The organism is Streptacidiphilus sp. PAMC 29251 (assembly GCF_054208735.2).
In genome coordinates, this window is sequence record NZ_CM135725.2 from 7,473,409 (window position 1) to 7,489,863 (window position 16,455).

Sequence of the window (16,455 nt, forward strand, 5' to 3'; positions counted from 1 at the left end):
GAGCGAGAGCGCGAGTGTCACCGTGACCGAGAACGACAGCCGAATCGCCCCGCGGAACGGAGCCCTCCACGACTCCGCCTTCCTGCGGGCCTGCCGGGGGGAGGCGGTGCCGCACACCCCGGTGTGGTTCATGCGCCAGGCCGGGCGTTCGCTGCCCGAGTACCTCAAGATCCGCGAGGGCATCGCGATGCTGGACTCCTGCATGATGCCGGAGCTGGTGAAGGAGATCACCCTGCAGCCGGTGCGCCGGCACCAGGTGGACGCGGCCATCTACTTCAGCGACATCATGGTGCCGCTCAAGGCCATCGGCGTGGACCTGGACATCAAGCCGGGCATCGGCCCGGTGGTGGCCAACCCGATCCGCGACCGGGCCGGGCTGGCCCAGCTGCGCGCGCTGGAGCCGGACGACGTCTCCTATGTCACCGAGGCCATCGGCCTGCTGGTGGCCGAACTGGGCGCGACCCCGCTGATCGGCTTCGCCGGGGCCCCGTACACGCTGGCCAGCTACCTGGTCGAGGGCGGCCCCTCGAAGAACCACGAGAACACCAAGGCGCTGATGTACGGCGACCCCGAGCTGTGGCAGGAGCTGCTGGACCTGCTCTCCGACATCACCGCCGGGTTCCTCAAGGTGCAGATCGAGGCCGGGGTCTCGGCGGTGCAGCTGTTCGACTCCTGGGTCGGCGCGCTGGCCCCCAACGACTACCGCCGCTATGTGATGCCGTCCAGCGCCAAGGTCTTCGACGCGGTCGCCGGCTACGGCGTGCCCCGGATCCACTTCGGCGTCGGCACCGGCGAACTGCTCGGCCTGATGGGCGACGCGGGCGCGGACGTGGTCGGCGTCGACTGGCGGGTCCCGCTGGACGAGGCCGCCCGCCGGGTCGCCCCCGGCAAGGCGCTGCAGGGCAACCTGGACCCGACCCTGCTGTTCGCCCCGGAGGCGGCGGTCCGGGTCAAGGCCGACGAGGTGCTGGAAGCGGCGAAGGCGAGCGGGCGCGGCCACATCTTCAACCTGGGCCACGGGGTGCTGCCGAGCACCGACCCGGACGCGCTGAGCAAGCTGGTCGCGTATGTGCACGAGCGCAGCGCGGTCTGACCCGACGCACGCGGTCTGACCCGACGCCCGCGTGTGGAGGCGCCGCCGCCCGGCTGGTCCGGGCGGCGGCGCCTCTTCTCTGTCGTCAGCTTTGTGTCGTCGCTGTCAGTCGTCCAGGTCCGGCTCCTCGTGCGCGGGCCGGCTCGTGGGCACGGTCCGCCGCCGGAGCAGCAGCCGTGCCAGCCAGGCCAGGGCGGCCAGCGGCAGCAGGAACGGCAGCGCCGCCGCCAGGGCGATCAGCACCGCCCGTACCGTCGCGTAGAGGGCGTGCCAGCCGCCCTTCAGTGCGCCGAACACCGACACACCGCCGTGCTTGGCCTTGACCACCGGCGCCGGGCTCGCCTTCGAGTACAGCTGCACCGTGACCGTGGACATCGAGGTCTGCGACTGCAGCGAGGAGAGCTGCGACTCCAGCGACTCGAGGTCGGCCTCACGCTGGGTCAGATCCGCTTCGAGCGCGGTCACGTCGGCGATGCTGTTGGCCCGGTTCATCAGGTCCCGCACCCGGGCGACGCTGGCCTGCTGGGTCTTCACCCGGCTGGTGATGTCGACCACCTGCTGGGTGACGTCCTGCGCCTGGCGCTGGTGCGCCAGCACCGTGCCGAGCTTCAGCAGCTGCTGGTAGACCGCGTCGTAGGAGCCGACCGGGATCCGCAGCACCAGCTGCGCCGATTCGCCCTCGGCGTCCGCCGGTTGCGGCAGCGGCTGGGCCTGGGACTGGACGGAGTCGGATCCGGTGTCCGCGGTGCCGCCCGCGACGGTGCCCTGGTCGGCGTACGGCTGCGGCAGCTCGCCGTCGCTACCGGTCACCTCGGAGTCGATGAATCCACCGGCCGAGCTCACCAGCTGCTCGGCCCTGGCGACGGCGGCGTCCACACCGTCCGCGCCGCTCGCGCCCCTGGTCCGCAGCTGGATCTCGCCGGTGTAGATGATCGACCGGCCGGCCGGTGCGGTCGGCACCACCTTGCTGCCGCCCTTGCCCGAGGCGTCGGAACTGTTCCCGGGGTTGCTCCCGCTGTCGGCACTCGCCGCCCCCTGACCCGCACCGGCGACGCCCTTGGCCGCCCCGTCGGCCGCCTGCGGGGCGGCCGGCCCGCGCGCGGCACTGGAGCCGGCGCTCTTCTCGCCCGCGGCGCCGCAGCCGCCCAGGGCCAACCCGCCCGCCAGCACCACGGCCGCCACCGCCGCGCCCGTCCGCTTCCGTACGCCCGCTCTACCTGTCGGACCGCCCATCGTGACCCCTCCCACCGTGCGACCCACCCCTCGCGAGCCGTTCTGCCGGTTGGACTCCCCGGCCCGGAAGCGGGTTCCGGACGCAGCGTCACATCAGGGTCTCGATCAGGAGTCGGAACGGCGCTGTGGGAGAGTGAAAGGCATGCACAGCAGCGCTCATGACACCCCCGCGCGCGCCCAGGTGATCGTCATCGGCGGCGGGATCGCCGGCCTCGCCGCCGCCGCCCGGCTCAGCGGCGCGGACGGCAGCACCCCCCGCGCGACGGTCACCCTGCTGGAGGCCGGGGACCGCTTCGGCGGCAAACTCCGCAGCGGCGAGCTTGAAGGCATTCCGGTCGACCTGGGCGCGGAGTCCATGCTCGCCCGCCGCCCGGAGGCGGTGGCGCTGGCCCGCGCGGTCGGCCTGGACCAGGCCCTGCAGCCGCCGGCCACCGCCAGGGCCTCGATCTGGACCAGGGGCGAACTGCGCCCGATGCCGACCGGGCACCTGATGGGCGTCCCCGGCGACCTGGACGCCCTCGCCGCCTCCGGCGTAGTCTCGGCCGAGGGCCTGGCCAGGATCGCCGAGGACCTCACCACCCCTTCTTCTTCAGACGGCATGGGTGACGACGTGGCGGTCGGCGCCTACATCGGCCGGCGGCTCGGCCGCGAGGTGGTCGAACGGCTGGTCGAGCCGCTGCTCGGCGGGGTCTACGCCGGGCACGCGGACCAGCTCTCGCTGCGCGCCGCCGTCCCGCAGCTGCTGCCGCTGGCCCGCCGCGGCGGCTCGCTGATCGAGGGGTGCGCGCGCTCCAGGCCGCGGCCCCGGCCAACCCGGCCCCCGTGTTCCAGGGCATCGACGGCGGCATCGGACGACTGCCGCTCGCCGTCGCCGACGCCTGCCGCGCCGCCGGGGCCGACCTGCGGCTCGGCACCGAGGTACGCGCGCTGCGCCGGACCCCCGGCGGCTGGAGCGTCCGGATCGACTCCGCCGGGTCGGCCGACTCGGTCGAGCTGACCGCCGACGCGGTGGTGCTCGCCGTGCCCGCCCCGGTCGCCGCCCGGCTGCTCGCCGCCGAGGCCCCGGCCGCCGCCGCCGAGCTCGCCGCCGTGGAGTACGCCGGGATGGCCCTGGTCACCCTCGCCTTCCGGCGCTCCGAGCTGGGGCAACTGCACGGCAGCGGCTTCCTGGTGCCGCCGGTGGACGGCCGCGCCATCAAGGCCTCCACCTTCTCCAGCAACAAGTGGGGCTGGCTCGCCGCAGCCGCCCCGGACAGCTTCGTGCTGCGCACCTCGGTCGGCCGGCACCACGAGGAGCAGGACCTCGACCTGGACGACGCCGAGCTGGTCGCCCGCTCGCTCCGCGACCTGCGCGCGGCGGCCGGCCTCGGCGCCGTCCCCTACGCGAGCACGGTCACCCGCTGGCGCGCCGGGCTGCCGCAGTACCCGGTGGGCCACCTGGACCGGGTGGCCCGGATCGAGAAGCTGACCGCCGAGCTGCCGGGCCTGGCCCTGTGCGGGGCGGCCTACCAGGGCGTCGGGATCCCGGCCTGCGTCGCGAGCGGCTGGAGGGCGGCGGACCTGGTGCAGGGAGCACTCACCGCGGAGGGGAGAATGTCGGCATGACCGAGAGCACTGAGAGCACCGAGACCACATCTGTGAAGAAGGCACGCGACCTCAACAAGGTCATCCGGTACACCCTCTGGTCGGTGTTCCGGCTCAAGGACGTGCTTCCGGACGACCGCGGCGTCCACGCCGCCGAGGTCGAGGAGCTGTTCGCGCAGCTCGCCGAGAAGGACGTCACCGTCCGCGGCACCTATGACGTCTCCGGGCTGCGCGCCGACGCCGATCTGATGATCTGGTGGCACGCCGAGAACAGCGACGACCTGCAGGAGGCGTACAACCGCTTCCGCCGCACCCGGCTCGGCCGCGCCCTGGAGCCGGTCTGGTCGAACATGGCGCTGCACCGCCCGGCCGAGTTCAACAAGTCGCACATCCCGGCGTTCCTCGCCGACGAGACCCCGCGCGACTACATCTGCGTCTACCCCTTCGTCCGCTCCTACGAGTGGTACCTGCTGGAGGACGCCGAGCGCCGCCGCCTGCTGATGGAGCACGGGATGCTGGCCCGCGGCTACCCGGATGTGCGGGCCAACACGGTCGCCTCGTTCGCGCTGGGCGACTACGAGTGGCTGCTGGCGTTCGAGGGCGACGAGCTCTACCGGATCGTGGACCTGATGCGCGACCTGCGCGCCTCCGAGACCCGGCTGCACGTCCGCGAGGAGGTGCCCTTCTTCACCGGGCGCCGCAAGCCGATCGCCGACCTGCTGGCCGGCCTGGCCTGACCCTGCTCGGGCCTCAGACGGCGTGCTGCTGCCCGTGGCTGTCGCTGCTCCGGCGACGCTGATGCGGTACCGGAGCAGCGGCACCCGCGTCCTGCTCCGGGTCCTGCTCCGCGTCCGCCGGGGCCGCCGCATGGCTCGCGTTCACCGCGAGCGACACCACCGCGCCGACCCCGAACAGCGCCAGCGGCCACAGCAGCGGCGGGTACGGGCCGGTCTGCGTCCCCTGGATGCTGTCGTCGGCCCAGTCGATCGTCGCCATCCCGCCGAGCAGCAGATTCAGCAGCAGCGCCGACGCCATCAGCCGGTTCGCACCCCGCCGGCGCCGCAGCGCCTCGGCGTACCGGGCCGCTGCGGCCTGCGGCCAGGGCCGCGTTCTGGCGGCGCACCACACCTGGTTCAGCGCGGCCAGTCCCACCGCCGCGCCGGACACGGCGAACTCGGCGAATTCCAGATCGAGGCTCATCACGCACCTCCAGAAAGCGAGAGGAGCCGGGTCCCCCGCACCCGGCTCCATGACCCTGAGCATGGCTCGCCTTCCCACACCGGGGAAGAGGCGGCCGCGATTCTCAGAGCTAGATTTGAGCTTCGCCGGGGTCCGCCGTGCGACTTGCCCCCAAGGGTCCTATTCGCCCCCGGGGTCGCTCCGGGCACCGCAGAAGCACCTGTGTTTTGCTGGCCCGGTGCACCGTTCCCCGCGCAGCAGCGCCACCGCCCCGGCCGGCGCCGGCGCTTGGGCCGACAGTGAAGCCGCCGTCATCGGTTCGGGCCCCAACGGCCTGGCCGCAGCCGTCACCCTGGCCCGCGCCGGGCTCCGGGTCACCGTGTACGAGGCGGCCGACAGCTACGGCGGCGGACTGCGCTCGGTACCGCTGTTCGAGCCGGACGTGGTCCACGACATCTGCGCGGCCGGTCATCCGATGGCCGCCGCCTCGCCCTTCATGCGCGCCTTCGACCTGGCCTCACACGGCGTCAGACTGCTCACCCCGGAACTCTCCTACGCCCACCCGCTCGCGGGCGGCAGCGCGGCGCTCGCCTGGCGCGACCTGGCGGCCACCGCGGCCGGCCTCGGCCCGGACGGCCCTGCCTGGACCCGGCTGATGTCGCCGCTGCTGGAGCACAGCCGCGAGCTGGTCGAGCTGCTGCTCTCCGATCTGCGCCACCCGCCGCGTGGCCCGGCCGTCCCGCTGCTGCTCGCCCCCAGGGTGCTGCGGCACGGCACTCCGCTGGCTCGGCTCCAGTTCCGCGGCGAGCAGGCCCCGGCCCTGCTCGCCGGGGTCGCCGCCCATGTCTTCGGCCGGCTGCCGAGCCTGCCCGGCGCGGCCGTCGCCCTGCTGCTCGGCCACCTCGCCCACAGCAGCGGCTGGCCGGTGCCCGAGGGCGGCAGCGCGAGCATCGCCCGCGCCCTGGCCGAGGACCTGCTGGCCCATGGCGGCACGATCCACACCGGCGTCCGGATCCAGCGCCTGGCCGAGGTCCGTCCCGCCCGGATCGTCCTGGCCGACCTCGGCCCGCGCGAGTTCCTCCGGATCGCCGGACCCGACCTGCCCCCGCGCTACGCCCGCGCCCTGGCCGCGCTGCGCTACGGCCCCGGCGCCGCCAAGACCGACTTCCTGCTCTCCGAACGGGTCCCCTGGACCCACCCCGAGCTGCACCGCGCCGGGACGCTCCACCTCGGCGGCACCCGCGCCGAGATCTTCGCCCAGGAGACCCGCAACGCCAGGGGCGTCCGGTCCGACCGCCCCTTCGTCCTGGTGATGGACCCGGTCGCCGCCGACCCGGGCCGCGGGCGCCCAGGGGCGTACCCGCTGTGGGCCTACGCCCATGTCCCGCACGGCAGTCCGGAGGACGCCGCCGAGGCGATCACCGCCAGGATCGAGGAGCACGCCCCCGGCTTCCGCGACACCGTCCTGGCCCGGCGCTCGCTCACCGCCCCGCAGTTGGAGCTGTACAACCCCAACTACACCGGCGGCGACATCGGCGCGGGCGCGATGACCCTGCGTCAGTCCGCACTCCGTCCGGCCCCCCGCTGGAACCCCTACCGCACCCCGCTCCGCGGCACCTACCTCTGCTCCGCCGCCACCCCGCCGGGCCCGGGCGTCCACGGCATGCCCGGCTACCTCGCCGCCCGCACGGCCCTGCGCGACGAACTCGGCATCCGCATCCCCCGCGTGCCGGCGCGGCGGCCGGAGGCACAGGTGCTGTGAATTCTGACGTCGCGTTACGCGGGTTGATAGCTGCGGGTACGGTACATGCCAATGCTCATCGTCGTCATCCCAGCCTGGCAAGGGCTGGACGGCACCTCCTGAGCCATGCACCAACTCACCGCGGTCCACATCGGACTCGCATCGACCTCGAACGCCAGCTCGCAGAATCCCGCGACTGGCGCAGGGCCGGGACGCTCCACCTCGGCGGCACCCGCGCCGGGCTTCCGCGACACCGTCCTGGCCCTCCGTCAGTCCGCACTCCGCCCGGCTTCCCCCGCGTACCGTCGCGTTTTCGAAGCGGATCGATTTGAATTTGCGCCGATCCTCCTTTTGATTCGGCTTTGCGTGGCTGTATGTCTGAATGGGCACACGTGAATCGCACAGGATTATGAAGGATGATCCGAATCCCTGGTGGAGGCCCGTCGCCTGGGATACATTCCACCCAAGGATCAGCGGCGAAGAGAGGCTTGCAGAGATGACGATCGGTAAGAAGACGGTTGTACTCATGGCATCCACAGTCCTGGCCACCGCGGGCATCATGGTGACGAATGTGTCGTCGGCGAGTGCCACGACCTACAATCCCGCCGACTACCGGGCGGCGTCCGAGCTGGTCTCCGGCAACTTCTACGACATCATCGTCTATACCAATGTCAACGAAACCACCGTGGCCGGCGAGGTCACCTTCAGCAAGAACCCGCTGGACGGATATCCCGGGGATGCCATTCGCGCGTACGACGCGCTGGCCGACGGATACGGCATAGAAGCCACGCTCAATGTCGGCGAGCGCTTTGCCACGACCAGCGGGCACAGTTCTCCGTATTACAGCCCGTGGGCGACCGGAAATCTTCCCGAGGGGACTTCGTACCAGCTCAGCGTGCAGGTGATCAAGGGTGGTCTCACCTATTTCGCCGACACCATTCCCGTGGTTTCCTGAAGAATCGTGCGACGAAGTCGCAGCGGGCCTTCGGCGGCTCCTGCCGCCGAAGGCCCGTCGCTGTCCAGCCCTCCGTCTAGCTCTCCGCCGGGCGGAGCTTCAGCGAGATGCTGTTGATGCAGTAGCGCTGGTCGGTCGGGGTGCCGTAGCCCTCGCCCTCGAAGACGTGGCCGAGGTGGGAGCCGCACTTGGCGCAGCGGACCTCCACCCGGCGCATGCCCATCGTGCTGTCCTCGATGTACTGCACCCGGTCCTCGGCCAGCGGCGAGAAGTAGGACGGCCAGCCGCAGTGGCTGTCGAACTTGGTCTCGGAGCTGAACAGCTCGTTGCCGCAGGCGCGACAGGAGTACACGCCCTCGGTCTTGGTGTCGGTGTACTCACCGACGCCGGCGCGCTCGGTGCCGGCCTTGCGCAGGACGGCGTACTCCTCCGGGGTGAGCTGTGCGCGCCACTCGGCGTCGGTCTTCTCGATCTCGTAGGACGACATGGCGTGGCCTGCCTTTCAGGCGAGGGCGAGACGGGCAAGGATCTCGGGGCCGAGGAAGGTGACGTCTCCGGCGCCCATGGTGAGAACAAGGTCACCCTCCTTGGCGATTCCCGCGACCAGGTCCGGGACGTCCGCCAGTGAGTGCGCCGGGGTGGCGTCCGCCCCGTGGGCCCGGGCGGCGTCGATGACCAGGGCGCTGGTGATCCCGGGCACCGGATCCTCGCGGGCCGGGTAGATGTCCAGGACGATGACCGCGTCCGCGTGCGACAGCGCCTCGCCCATCTCCGCGCCGAGCTGCTGGGTGCGGCTGAACAGGTGCGGCTGGAACACCACCAGCACCCGGCCGTCGCCCGACGCCGCGTTGATCGCCTCCAGGTCGGCGGCGATCTCGGTGGGGTGGTGCGCATAGGAGTCGATCACCTGGACGCCGCGGGCCTCGCCCTTGAGCTGGAGCCGGCGCCGGACGCCCTGGTAGCTGCTGAGCGCGGACGCCAGCTCGGCGGCGGGCACGCCCAGGGCGATGCCCGCGGCGAGCGCGGCGACGGCGTTGTGGGCGTAGTGGCGTCCCGGCACGGAGACCGTGAAGGCCAGCTCCGCGCCCTCGTGCAGGACCCGGACCTCGCTGGTCATCCCGCGTGCGGCGATGGAGAGGATCCGCAGGTCGGCGGCCTCGGACTCGCCGACCCTGACGAACCGCAGGCCGTCCCGCCCACCGACCCGCCTGGCGAGCTCCGCGGCCCCCGCGTGGTCCACGTCCAGGACCAGCGTGCCGCCGGGCACGATCCGGGCCACGAACGCCTCGAAGGACTCGTAGATCTCTTCCAGCGAGCCGTAGTTGGCGTGGTGGTCCAGCTCCACGTTGAGGACGATCGCGACCTCGGGGGAGTACTTCTGGAAGCTGCGGTCGCTCTCGTCCGCCTCGGCCACGAAGATCTCGCCGCTGCCGTGATGGGCGTTGCTGCCAGGCTCGTTGAGGTCGCCGCCGATGGCGAAGGACGGGTCCAGGCCCAGCGCGGTGAGGCTGACCGCGAGCATGCTGGTGGTGGTGGTCTTGCCATGGGTCCCGGCGACGGCCAGGCCGCGGTGGCCGCTCATCAGCGCCGCCAGCGCGTCGGCGCGGTGGATCACCGGCAGGCCCCGCTGCTGCGCCGCGACCAGCTCCGGGTTGTCGGCGCGGATGGCGCTGGAGACCACGATGCAGCTCGCCCCGGCCGGGACGTGCTCGGCGGCGTGGCCGACGAAGACCTCGGCGCCGAGCTGCTTGAGCGCGAGCACCACCGTGGACTCCTTGGCGTCGCTGCCGGAGACCTTGGCCCCGCGCACCGCGAGGATCTTGGCGAGGCCGGACATGCCCGCGCCGCCGATCCCGATGAAGTGCGGTGCGGCCAGACCCCGAAGGTATTCGTGTTCGGCGCTGCCCGCCGGTGCGCTCGCCGGGTCGCTCGGGGCCGCGCTCTTCGGGTGGGGGACGTCACTGGTGCTCTCCGGTGGTCAGGGCGTTGCGGGCGGGGGGCGGTCTGCCACGATTCTGCCAGTACCGGCCGCCCGGCTCAGTCCTGCTGGGCGAAGAGCTGCAGCACGGGCACGCCGACCTTGTGCCTGGCCTGCGAGGCCCAGTCGCGATGGAACAGCCCTTCGATCCAGTGCGGCGCGGCGAGCACGATGACCTCGTCCGCCTCGACGTTCTCCACCAGCGCCTTGAGGTCCTCCAGCGGGTTCTCGTCGACGACCCGGCCGGCGGCGGTCGCGCCGGCGGCCCGGAGCGCCTGCAGGGGTGTGGTCGAGGCCCGCTGCGGCCGAGCTCACCGCGTCCTCGCCCTGCGGTTCGTCGCGCTCGTGCGCGGCCCGGTCCAGGTAGCCGAAGGCCACGTCGTCGACCGCGCGCAGGAACTCGTCCTGCTTGCCCCGAGGCTGCATCAAGACATGGAAGGCGACCTGCTCATCGCCGTGGAGCGTGGTGATGAGCTCGATGTCGGCATCCGAGAGAGCCTTCTCGATCAACAGTACGGTCGTGAACACGCGCGTCCCTTCTCGTTCCGGTTCCCCCGGCACACTGGTTGTCCATCCTGCCCGCTGACGAGGGAATACACCTGCTACCCGGATGATCTGCTTCCGTTAGCCGGCGGGGTTCACGCTACGGGCGTAGCGAGCGAAGAGGAAACCTTTCTCCTCCAGCAGCGAGATGAGGTCCATCCGCTCCGCCAGTGCGGCGGGGCCGTTGGTGATCCTAGGGGTGTCGCCGAAGGCGAGCAGCGGCGCCAGCGCGAGGCAGAGCTCGTCCAGGGCCCCCGCCGCCGCCAACTGGCCCAGCAGCCGCGGTCCGCCCTCGGTCAGCAGCCTGGTCCAGCCGCGCTCGGTGAGCGCCGCGACCATCGCCGCCGGATCCACCCGCTCGTCCCCGGCGACCACCACGTCGGCGACCTGCCGGGTCGCCTTCAGCGCGTCGGCCGGGGCGCTCGCGCAGGTGATCACCAGCGTCGGCAGCAGCGGCTCGGTGAACAGCGGGGAGCCGAGGTCCAGGTCCAGACTGCCGGTCACCACCGCGATGGCCGGCGCCGGGGCCTGGCCTTTCGTGGCCCGCGCCGCCGCGAACCCGGGCCTCGCCTTCGCCGGGCGGTAGCCCTCGGCGCGTACGGTCTGCGCGCCGACCAGCACCACGTCGGCGAGGGCGCGCAGCACCCCGAAGATCCGCTTGTCGGCCTCGGAGGACAGCCCGTCGGACAGTCCGTCGAGACGGGAGGCGCCGTCCAGGCTGGCGACCATGTTGGCGCGCAGCCAGGGCCGCCCCTGGTCGACGCTCTCGGGGTAGGCGTAGGCCTCGGCCAGGCCCTCCAGCGTGGTGAGGTCTGTCACATCGGGTGTCGTGGGCAGCAGTCGACGCATAGTCGGGAGTCTTCCACGCCGCGCCGGACCGTACGCTTGGGAGCTGTGCCTGCTGCCGCTGACCTGCCCACCGTCCGCTCCGAGACCCAACCGGTCTCCGAGACCCAGCCCGTCGCCCAGCCGGACGGCCGGCCCGTCGCGCTGACCTCGCGCCGCCCGGTGGTGCCCGCCGACCGGATGGTCGCCGAGATGGTGCCCCCGCCGCGGTTCCAGGGCGCGCGCTTCAGCACCTACGACCCGGACCCGGCCCAGCCCAGCCAGGCCGAGGCGGTCCGGGTGCTGGAGGGGTTCGCGGCGACCCTGGGCGCGCCGGAGCCGAAGAAGCGCTGGTTCGGACGCCCCGCCCCGGCCCCGGCCGGCCCCGCGGGGGTCTACCTGGACGGCGGCTACGGCGTCGGCAAGACCCACCTGCTGGCCTCGCTCTGGCACGCCGCACCCGGCCCCAAGGCGTTCGGCACCTTCGTCGAGCTGACCAACCTGGTCGGCGCGCTCGGCTTCCAGCAGGCGGTCGCGGCGCTGTCCGGGCACCAACTGCTCTGCATCGACGAGTTCGAACTGGACGACCCGGGCGACACGGTCCTGGTCTCCACCCTGCTCACCCGCCTCGCCGAGGCCGGGGTGAGGCTCGCCGCGACCTCCAACACCCTGCCCGGCAAGCTCGGCGAGGGGCGCTTCGCCGCCGCCGACTTCCTGCGCGAGATCCAGGGCCTGTCCGCGCGCTTCCGCAGCGTCCGGATCGACGGCCAGGACTACCGCCACCGCGGCCTGCCGGAGGCCCCGGCGCCCTACTCGGACGCCCAGGTCGGGGCCGCGGCCGCGCGGCTCGGCGGCGGCGCCTCGCTGGACGGCTTCGAGGAGCTGCTGGCGCACCTCGCCGAGGTCCACCCCAGCCGGTACGGGGCGCTGCTGGACGGGGTCGGCGCGGTCTGCCTGACCGGGGTGGTCCCGGTCCAGGACCAGGGCACCGCGCTGCGCCTGGTGGTGCTGGCGGACCGGATGTACGACCGGGAGCTGCCGGTGGTGGCCTCCGGACTGCCGTTCGACCAGATATTCGGCGAGGAGATGCTGAACGGCGGCTACCGCAAGAAGTACCTGCGGGCGGTGTCCCGGCTGGTCGCGCTGGCCCGCGACAGCGCGAAGGTGGTCTGACCCCAGGCCCGCCAAGGCCCGGCGGCGCCCCCGCCGAAGCCCGGCAGCGGCCCGGAGACGGGAACGGCCCGGGATTGTCAGTGCCAGGTCGTACGGTTGGTTGCGTGAGACCCATCACCGATCTTGAGCGATCCGTGGCGCCCTTCGAGGTCGTCAGTCCCTACCAGCCCAGCGGCGACCAGCCCACCGCCATCGCCGACCTGGAAAAGCGTATCCGCGCAGGCGAGAAGGACATCGTCCTGCTCGGCGCGACCGGTACCGGCAAGTCCGCCACCACCGCGTGGATGATCGAGAAACTCCAGCGGCCCACCCTGGTGATGGCGCCGAACAAGACCCTGGCCGCGCAGCTCGCCAATGAGTTCCGCGAGCTGTTCCCCAACAACGCCGTCGAGTACTTCGTCTCGTACTACGACTACTACCAGCCCGAGGCGTACATCGCCCAGACGGACACCTACATCGAGAAGGACTCCTCGGTCAACGAGGAAGTGGAACGGCTCCGCCACTCCGCCACCAACTCCCTGCTGACCAGGCGCGACGTCATCGTCGTCGCCTCGGTGTCCTGCATCTACGGCCTCGGCACCCCGCAGGAGTACGTCGACCGGATGGTCCGGCTCAAGGTCGGCGAGGAGGTCGACCGGGACGCCCTGCTGCGTCGCTTCGTCGACATCCAGTACACCCGCAACGACGTCGCCTTCACCCGCGGCACCTTCCGGGTCCGCGGCGACACCATCGAGATCTTCCCGGTCTACGAGGAGCTCGCGGTCCGGATCGAGATGTTCGGCGACGAGATCGAGGCGCTCACCACGCTGCACCCGCTCACCGGCGAGGTGATCACCGAGGACCAGGAGCTCTACGTCTTCCCGGCCTCGCACTACATCGCCGGCCCGGAGCGGATGGAACGCGCCATCAACGGGATCGAGGAGGAGCTGGAGCAGACCCTCGCCACCATGGACAAGCAGGGCAAGCTGCTGGAGGCCCAGCGGCTGCGGATGCGCACCACCTACGACATCGAGATGATGCGGCAGATCGGCAGCTGCGCCGGCATCGAGAACTACTCCCGGCACATCGACGGCCGCGACTCCGGCAGCGCGCCCAACACCCTCATGGACTACTTCCCCGAAGACTTCCTGATGGTGATCGACGAGTCCCATGTCACCGTCCCGCAGATCGGTGCGATGTACGAGGGGGACGCCTCCCGCAAGCGCGCCCTGGTCGACAACGGCTTCCGGCTGCCCTCGGCGATGGACAACCGCCCACTGAAGTGGGAGGAGTTCCTGGAGCGGGTCGGCCAGACGGTCTACCTCTCGGCCACTCCGGGCAAGTTCGAGCTGTCCCGGGGCAACGGCCAGGTCGACCAGATCATCCGGCCGACCGGCCTGATCGACCCGGAGGTCGTGATCAAGCCGACCGAGGGCCAGATCGACGACCTGATCCACGAGATCCGGCTGCGCACCGAGAAGGACGAGCGGGTCCTGGTCACCACCCTGACCAAGAAGATGTCCGAGGACCTCACCGACTACATGCTCGACCTGGACATCCGGGTCAGGTACCTGCACAGCGACATCGACACGCTGCGCCGGGTCGAGCTGCTGCGCGAGCTGCGGGCCGGCGAGTACGACGTGCTGGTCGGCATCAACCTGCTGCGCGAGGGCCTGGACCTGCCCGAGGTCTCCCTGGTCGCCATCCTGGACGCCGACAAGGAGGGCTTCCTGCGCTCCGGCACCTCGCTGATCCAGACCATCGGCCGCGCCGCCCGCAACGTCTCCGGGCAGGTCCACATGTACGCGGACCGGATCACCCCGGCGATGGAGAAGGCCATCGACGAGACCAACCGCCGCCGCGCGATCCAGGTGGCGTACAACACCGAGCACGGCATCGACCCGCAGCCGCTGCGCAAGAAGATCGGCGACATCCTCGACTCGATCGCCCGCGAGGACCTCGACACCGGCGAGCTGCTGAGCACCGGCTACCGCCAGCCCGGCGCCAAGGGCAGTCCGCTGGGTAAGGGCGGCCGCGGGTCCAAGGCCCCGGTCCCGGCGCTGGGCGCGGTGGGCAAGCGGGGCGCCGCCGACGCCAAGGGCCTGCCGGCCGCCGAGCTGGCCGGCCTGATCGCGGAACTGACGGAGCGTATGCACCTGGCCGCGACCGAATTGCAGTTCGAGGTGGCCGCGCGGTTGCGCGACGAGGTCAATGAACTGAAGAAGGAGCTGCGGCAGATGCGCGAGGCGGGAATGGCGTGACGGTGTCGCCCGCTGCAGTGAGGGAATGCGTAAGGTTTGCTGCGGGACGACCGAACGAGAATTGAACGTCAGGAACGGGGAGGGTGCCCACCATGTCGGTGAGTCTGAACAAGGGTCAGAGCGTCAGCCTGAAGAAGTCCGGCGGCGGTGAGCTGACGGTCGTGCGGATGGGCCTCGGCTGGCAGGCCGCTCCCCGCAAGGGCCTGTTCGGCCGCCGGGCCCGGTCGATCGACCTGGACGCCTCGGCGGTGATGTTCGACGACCAGCAGCTGGTCGACGTCGTCTTCTTCCAGCACCTGGTCAGCAATGACGGCTCGGTGCGGCACACCGGTGACAACCTCACCGGCGGCGCCGGCGGGGAGGACGACGAGTCGATCCTGGTGGACCTCTCCCGGGTGCCGGAGAACGTCAAGCAGATCGTCTTCACCGTGAACTCCTACACCGGGCAGACCTTCCAGGAGGTCGAGAACGCCCACTGCCGGCTGGTGGACGAGTCCAACGGCCAGGAGCTGGCCCGGTACAGCCTCAGCGGCGGCGGCGCGCACACCGGCCAGGTGATGGCCAAGGTCCAGCGGGACGCCGCCGGCGGCTGGCAGATGTCGGCCATCGGCGCCCCGGCCCGCGGGCGCACCTTCCAGGACATGCTCCCGGCCATCGCGCCCTACCTCTGACCAGTCCTCCCGATCGGTACTTTACCTCCATTTTACCGTCCCTTTTGGATACTGGGATTCGGAGGGGAGTACTCCCTAGAACGGCATCTCCGTCAGCACGGCAGTGAATCTGGTCACTGCCCGGGGATGTCGGCCCGCGCGCCGCCCCCCGGCGCCCCGCGGGCGGAGGAGACCTCCGGCAGGCCTGTCGACCGCCGGAGGTAGCTCATGGACGTATCCGTAGCCATGTGGGTCAGCACCATCGGGGTGCTGATCGCACTCATCGCCGCCGACTTCTTCATCGGAGGAAGAAAGCCGCACGACGTCTCGCTCAGGGAGGCGGGGGCCTGGACCGTGGTCTGGGTCCTGCTCGCCGTCGCCTTCGGCGGCTTCCTCTGGTGGCACTCGGGGTCCGCCCCGGCCGGGCAGTTCTTCGCCGGGTACATCACCGAGAAGTCGCTCAGCGTGGACAACCTCTTCGTCTTCGTGCTGATCATGGCGAAGTTCGCGGTGCCCAGCATCTACCAGCAGCGGGTGCTGATGGTGGGCGTGCTGATCGCCCTGGTGCTGCGCGCGGTCTTCATCGCCGCCGGCGCCGCGATCATCGCCAGCTTCTCCTGGGTCTTCTTCCTCTTCGGCGCCTTCCTGATCTGGACCGCCTGGAAGCTGATCAAGGAGGCCAGGTCGGACGACGAGGAGGAGGAGTTCGAGGAGAACCGGCTGCTCAAGTCGGTCGAGAAGCGGTTCCCCGCGACCGACGGCTACCGCGGCACCAAGCTCCTCGTGGTGGAGAACGGCAAGCGGCTGATCACCCCGATGCTGGTGGTGATGCTGGCGATCGGCACCACCGACGTGCTCTTCGCGATGGACTCCATCCCGGCGATCTTCGGCCTGACCCAGGACCCGTACATCGTCTTCACCGCCAACGCCTTCGCGCTGATGGGCCTGCGCCAGCTGTACTTCCTGATCGGCGGACTGCTGAAGAAGCTGGTCCACCTCTCCTACGGGCTCTCGGTGATCCTCGGCTTCATCGGCGTGAAACTGCTGCTGCACGCCCTGCACGAGGCCGGCGCGCACTGGGCGCCGGAGATCGGCATCCCCTTCTCGCTCGGCTTCATCGTGGTCGTCCTCGCGATCACCACGGTGACCAGCCTGATCGCCTCCCGCCGGGCCGAGCAGGCCGAGCCGTCGGAGCAGCCGGAGCCGGGGCAGGCCGAGCCGGAGCCGCTGGAGCTCCAGGACCGCTGAGCGAAGCTGCGCA

At 71.4% G+C, this 16,455-nt stretch carries 13 protein-coding genes and 2 pseudogenes; 9 read left to right on the forward strand and 6 right to left on the reverse strand.

The genetic code is table 11. From position 1 onward, the window contains the following. Window positions 1-22: 22 nt before the first annotated feature. Entirely contained in the window at window positions 23-1,093 is a 1,071-nt protein-coding gene (gene hemE, locus ACXKR8_RS35420; protein ID WP_458275169.1) for a uroporphyrinogen decarboxylase, read from the forward strand. 105 nt (window positions 1,094-1,198) lie between these two features. Here the strand turns inward: hemE and ACXKR8_RS35425 are convergent, their stop codons facing one another. Then, window positions 1,199-2,326 (reverse strand): DUF4349 domain-containing protein, encoded by a 1,128-nt coding sequence (locus ACXKR8_RS35425; RefSeq protein WP_458268639.1) that lies wholly within the window; start codon window positions 2,324-2,326, stop codon window positions 1,199-1,201. A 142-nt stretch (window positions 2,327-2,468) separates the two neighbouring features. Here ACXKR8_RS35425 and hemG point away from each other — a divergent pair. After that, a pseudogene (hemG, locus tag ACXKR8_RS35430) lies at window positions 2,469-3,931 on the forward strand (protoporphyrinogen oxidase). Next, window positions 3,928-4,647, forward strand: coding sequence for a hydrogen peroxide-dependent heme synthase (hemQ, locus tag ACXKR8_RS35435; RefSeq protein ID WP_458268641.1), 720 nt, complete (start codon window positions 3,928-3,930; stop codon window positions 4,645-4,647). The pseudogene hemG and the gene hemQ overlap by 4 nt, the downstream one beginning before the upstream one ends. 13 nt (window positions 4,648-4,660) lie before the next feature. Here hemQ and ACXKR8_RS35440 read toward each other — a convergent pair whose 3' ends face one another. Then, the gene (locus ACXKR8_RS35440; protein ID WP_458268642.1) at window positions 4,661-5,110 is read right to left on the reverse strand and encodes a hypothetical protein; all 450 of its coding nucleotides are present in this window, start codon (window positions 5,108-5,110) and stop codon (window positions 4,661-4,663) included. A 217-nt stretch (window positions 5,111-5,327) separates the two neighbouring features. Between ACXKR8_RS35440 and ACXKR8_RS35445 the strand changes: the two genes are divergently transcribed. Together ACXKR8_RS35445 and ACXKR8_RS35450 are read left to right on the forward strand one after the other, a co-directional pair. Next, window positions 5,328-6,851 (forward strand): phytoene desaturase family protein, encoded by a 1,524-nt coding sequence (locus ACXKR8_RS35445; RefSeq protein WP_458268643.1) that lies wholly within the window; start codon window positions 5,328-5,330, stop codon window positions 6,849-6,851. Window positions 6,852-7,326: 475 nt separating this feature from the next. After that, entirely contained in the window at window positions 7,327-7,785 is a 459-nt protein-coding gene (locus ACXKR8_RS35450) for a hypothetical protein (protein ID WP_458268644.1), read from the forward strand. A gap of 76 nt (window positions 7,786-7,861) precedes the next feature. Here ACXKR8_RS35450 and msrB read toward each other — a convergent pair whose 3' ends face one another. From msrB to ACXKR8_RS35470, 4 genes and pseudogenes are all read right to left on the reverse strand, one after another. Then, window positions 7,862-8,272 carry a peptide-methionine (R)-S-oxide reductase MsrB gene (gene msrB / locus ACXKR8_RS35455; protein WP_458268645.1) on the reverse strand — a complete coding sequence of 137 codons (411 nt, stop codon included), beginning with the start codon at window positions 8,270-8,272 and terminating at the stop codon, window positions 7,862-7,864. A 15-nt stretch (window positions 8,273-8,287) separates the two neighbouring features. Continuing rightward, the gene (gene murC / locus ACXKR8_RS35460; protein ID WP_458275170.1) at window positions 8,288-9,661 is read right to left on the reverse strand and encodes a UDP-N-acetylmuramate--L-alanine ligase; all 1,374 of its coding nucleotides are present in this window, start codon (window positions 9,659-9,661) and stop codon (window positions 8,288-8,290) included. Between the two features lie 161 nt (window positions 9,662-9,822). Continuing rightward, a pseudogene (locus tag ACXKR8_RS35465) lies at window positions 9,823-10,291 on the reverse strand (indole-3-glycerol phosphate synthase). 96 nt (window positions 10,292-10,387) lie between these two features. Beyond that, window positions 10,388-11,155: a pyrimidine reductase family protein gene (locus tag ACXKR8_RS35470; RefSeq protein ID WP_458268647.1), complete on the reverse strand. Its 768-nt coding sequence runs from the start codon at window positions 11,153-11,155 to the stop codon at window positions 10,388-10,390. A 177-nt stretch (window positions 11,156-11,332) separates the two neighbouring features. On the opposite strand from ACXKR8_RS35470, the gene zapE reads away from it, so the two are divergent. The 4 genes from zapE to ACXKR8_RS35490 all read left to right on the forward strand — a co-directional run bounded on the left by zapE (window position 11,333) and on the right by ACXKR8_RS35490 (window position 16,442). Further along, window positions 11,333-12,304 (forward strand): cell division protein ZapE, encoded by a 972-nt coding sequence (gene zapE / locus ACXKR8_RS35475; RefSeq protein ID WP_458275171.1) that lies wholly within the window; start codon window positions 11,333-11,335, stop codon window positions 12,302-12,304. Window positions 12,305-12,408: 104 nt separating this feature from the next. Continuing rightward, a complete protein-coding gene (gene uvrB / locus ACXKR8_RS35480; protein ID WP_458268648.1) occupies window positions 12,409-14,544 on the forward strand; it encodes an excinuclease ABC subunit UvrB in 2,136 nt (711 codons plus the stop codon). A gap of 92 nt (window positions 14,545-14,636) precedes the next feature. Beyond that, on the forward strand, window positions 14,637-15,215 hold the full coding sequence (locus ACXKR8_RS35485; protein WP_458268649.1) for a TerD family protein: 579 nt from the start codon (window positions 14,637-14,639) through the stop codon (window positions 15,213-15,215). Window positions 15,216-15,422: 207 nt separating this feature from the next. Continuing rightward, on the forward strand, window positions 15,423-16,442 hold the full coding sequence (locus ACXKR8_RS35490) for a TerC family protein (protein ID WP_458268650.1): 1,020 nt from the start codon (window positions 15,423-15,425) through the stop codon (window positions 16,440-16,442). The last annotated feature ends 13 nt before the right edge of the window (window positions 16,443-16,455 follow it).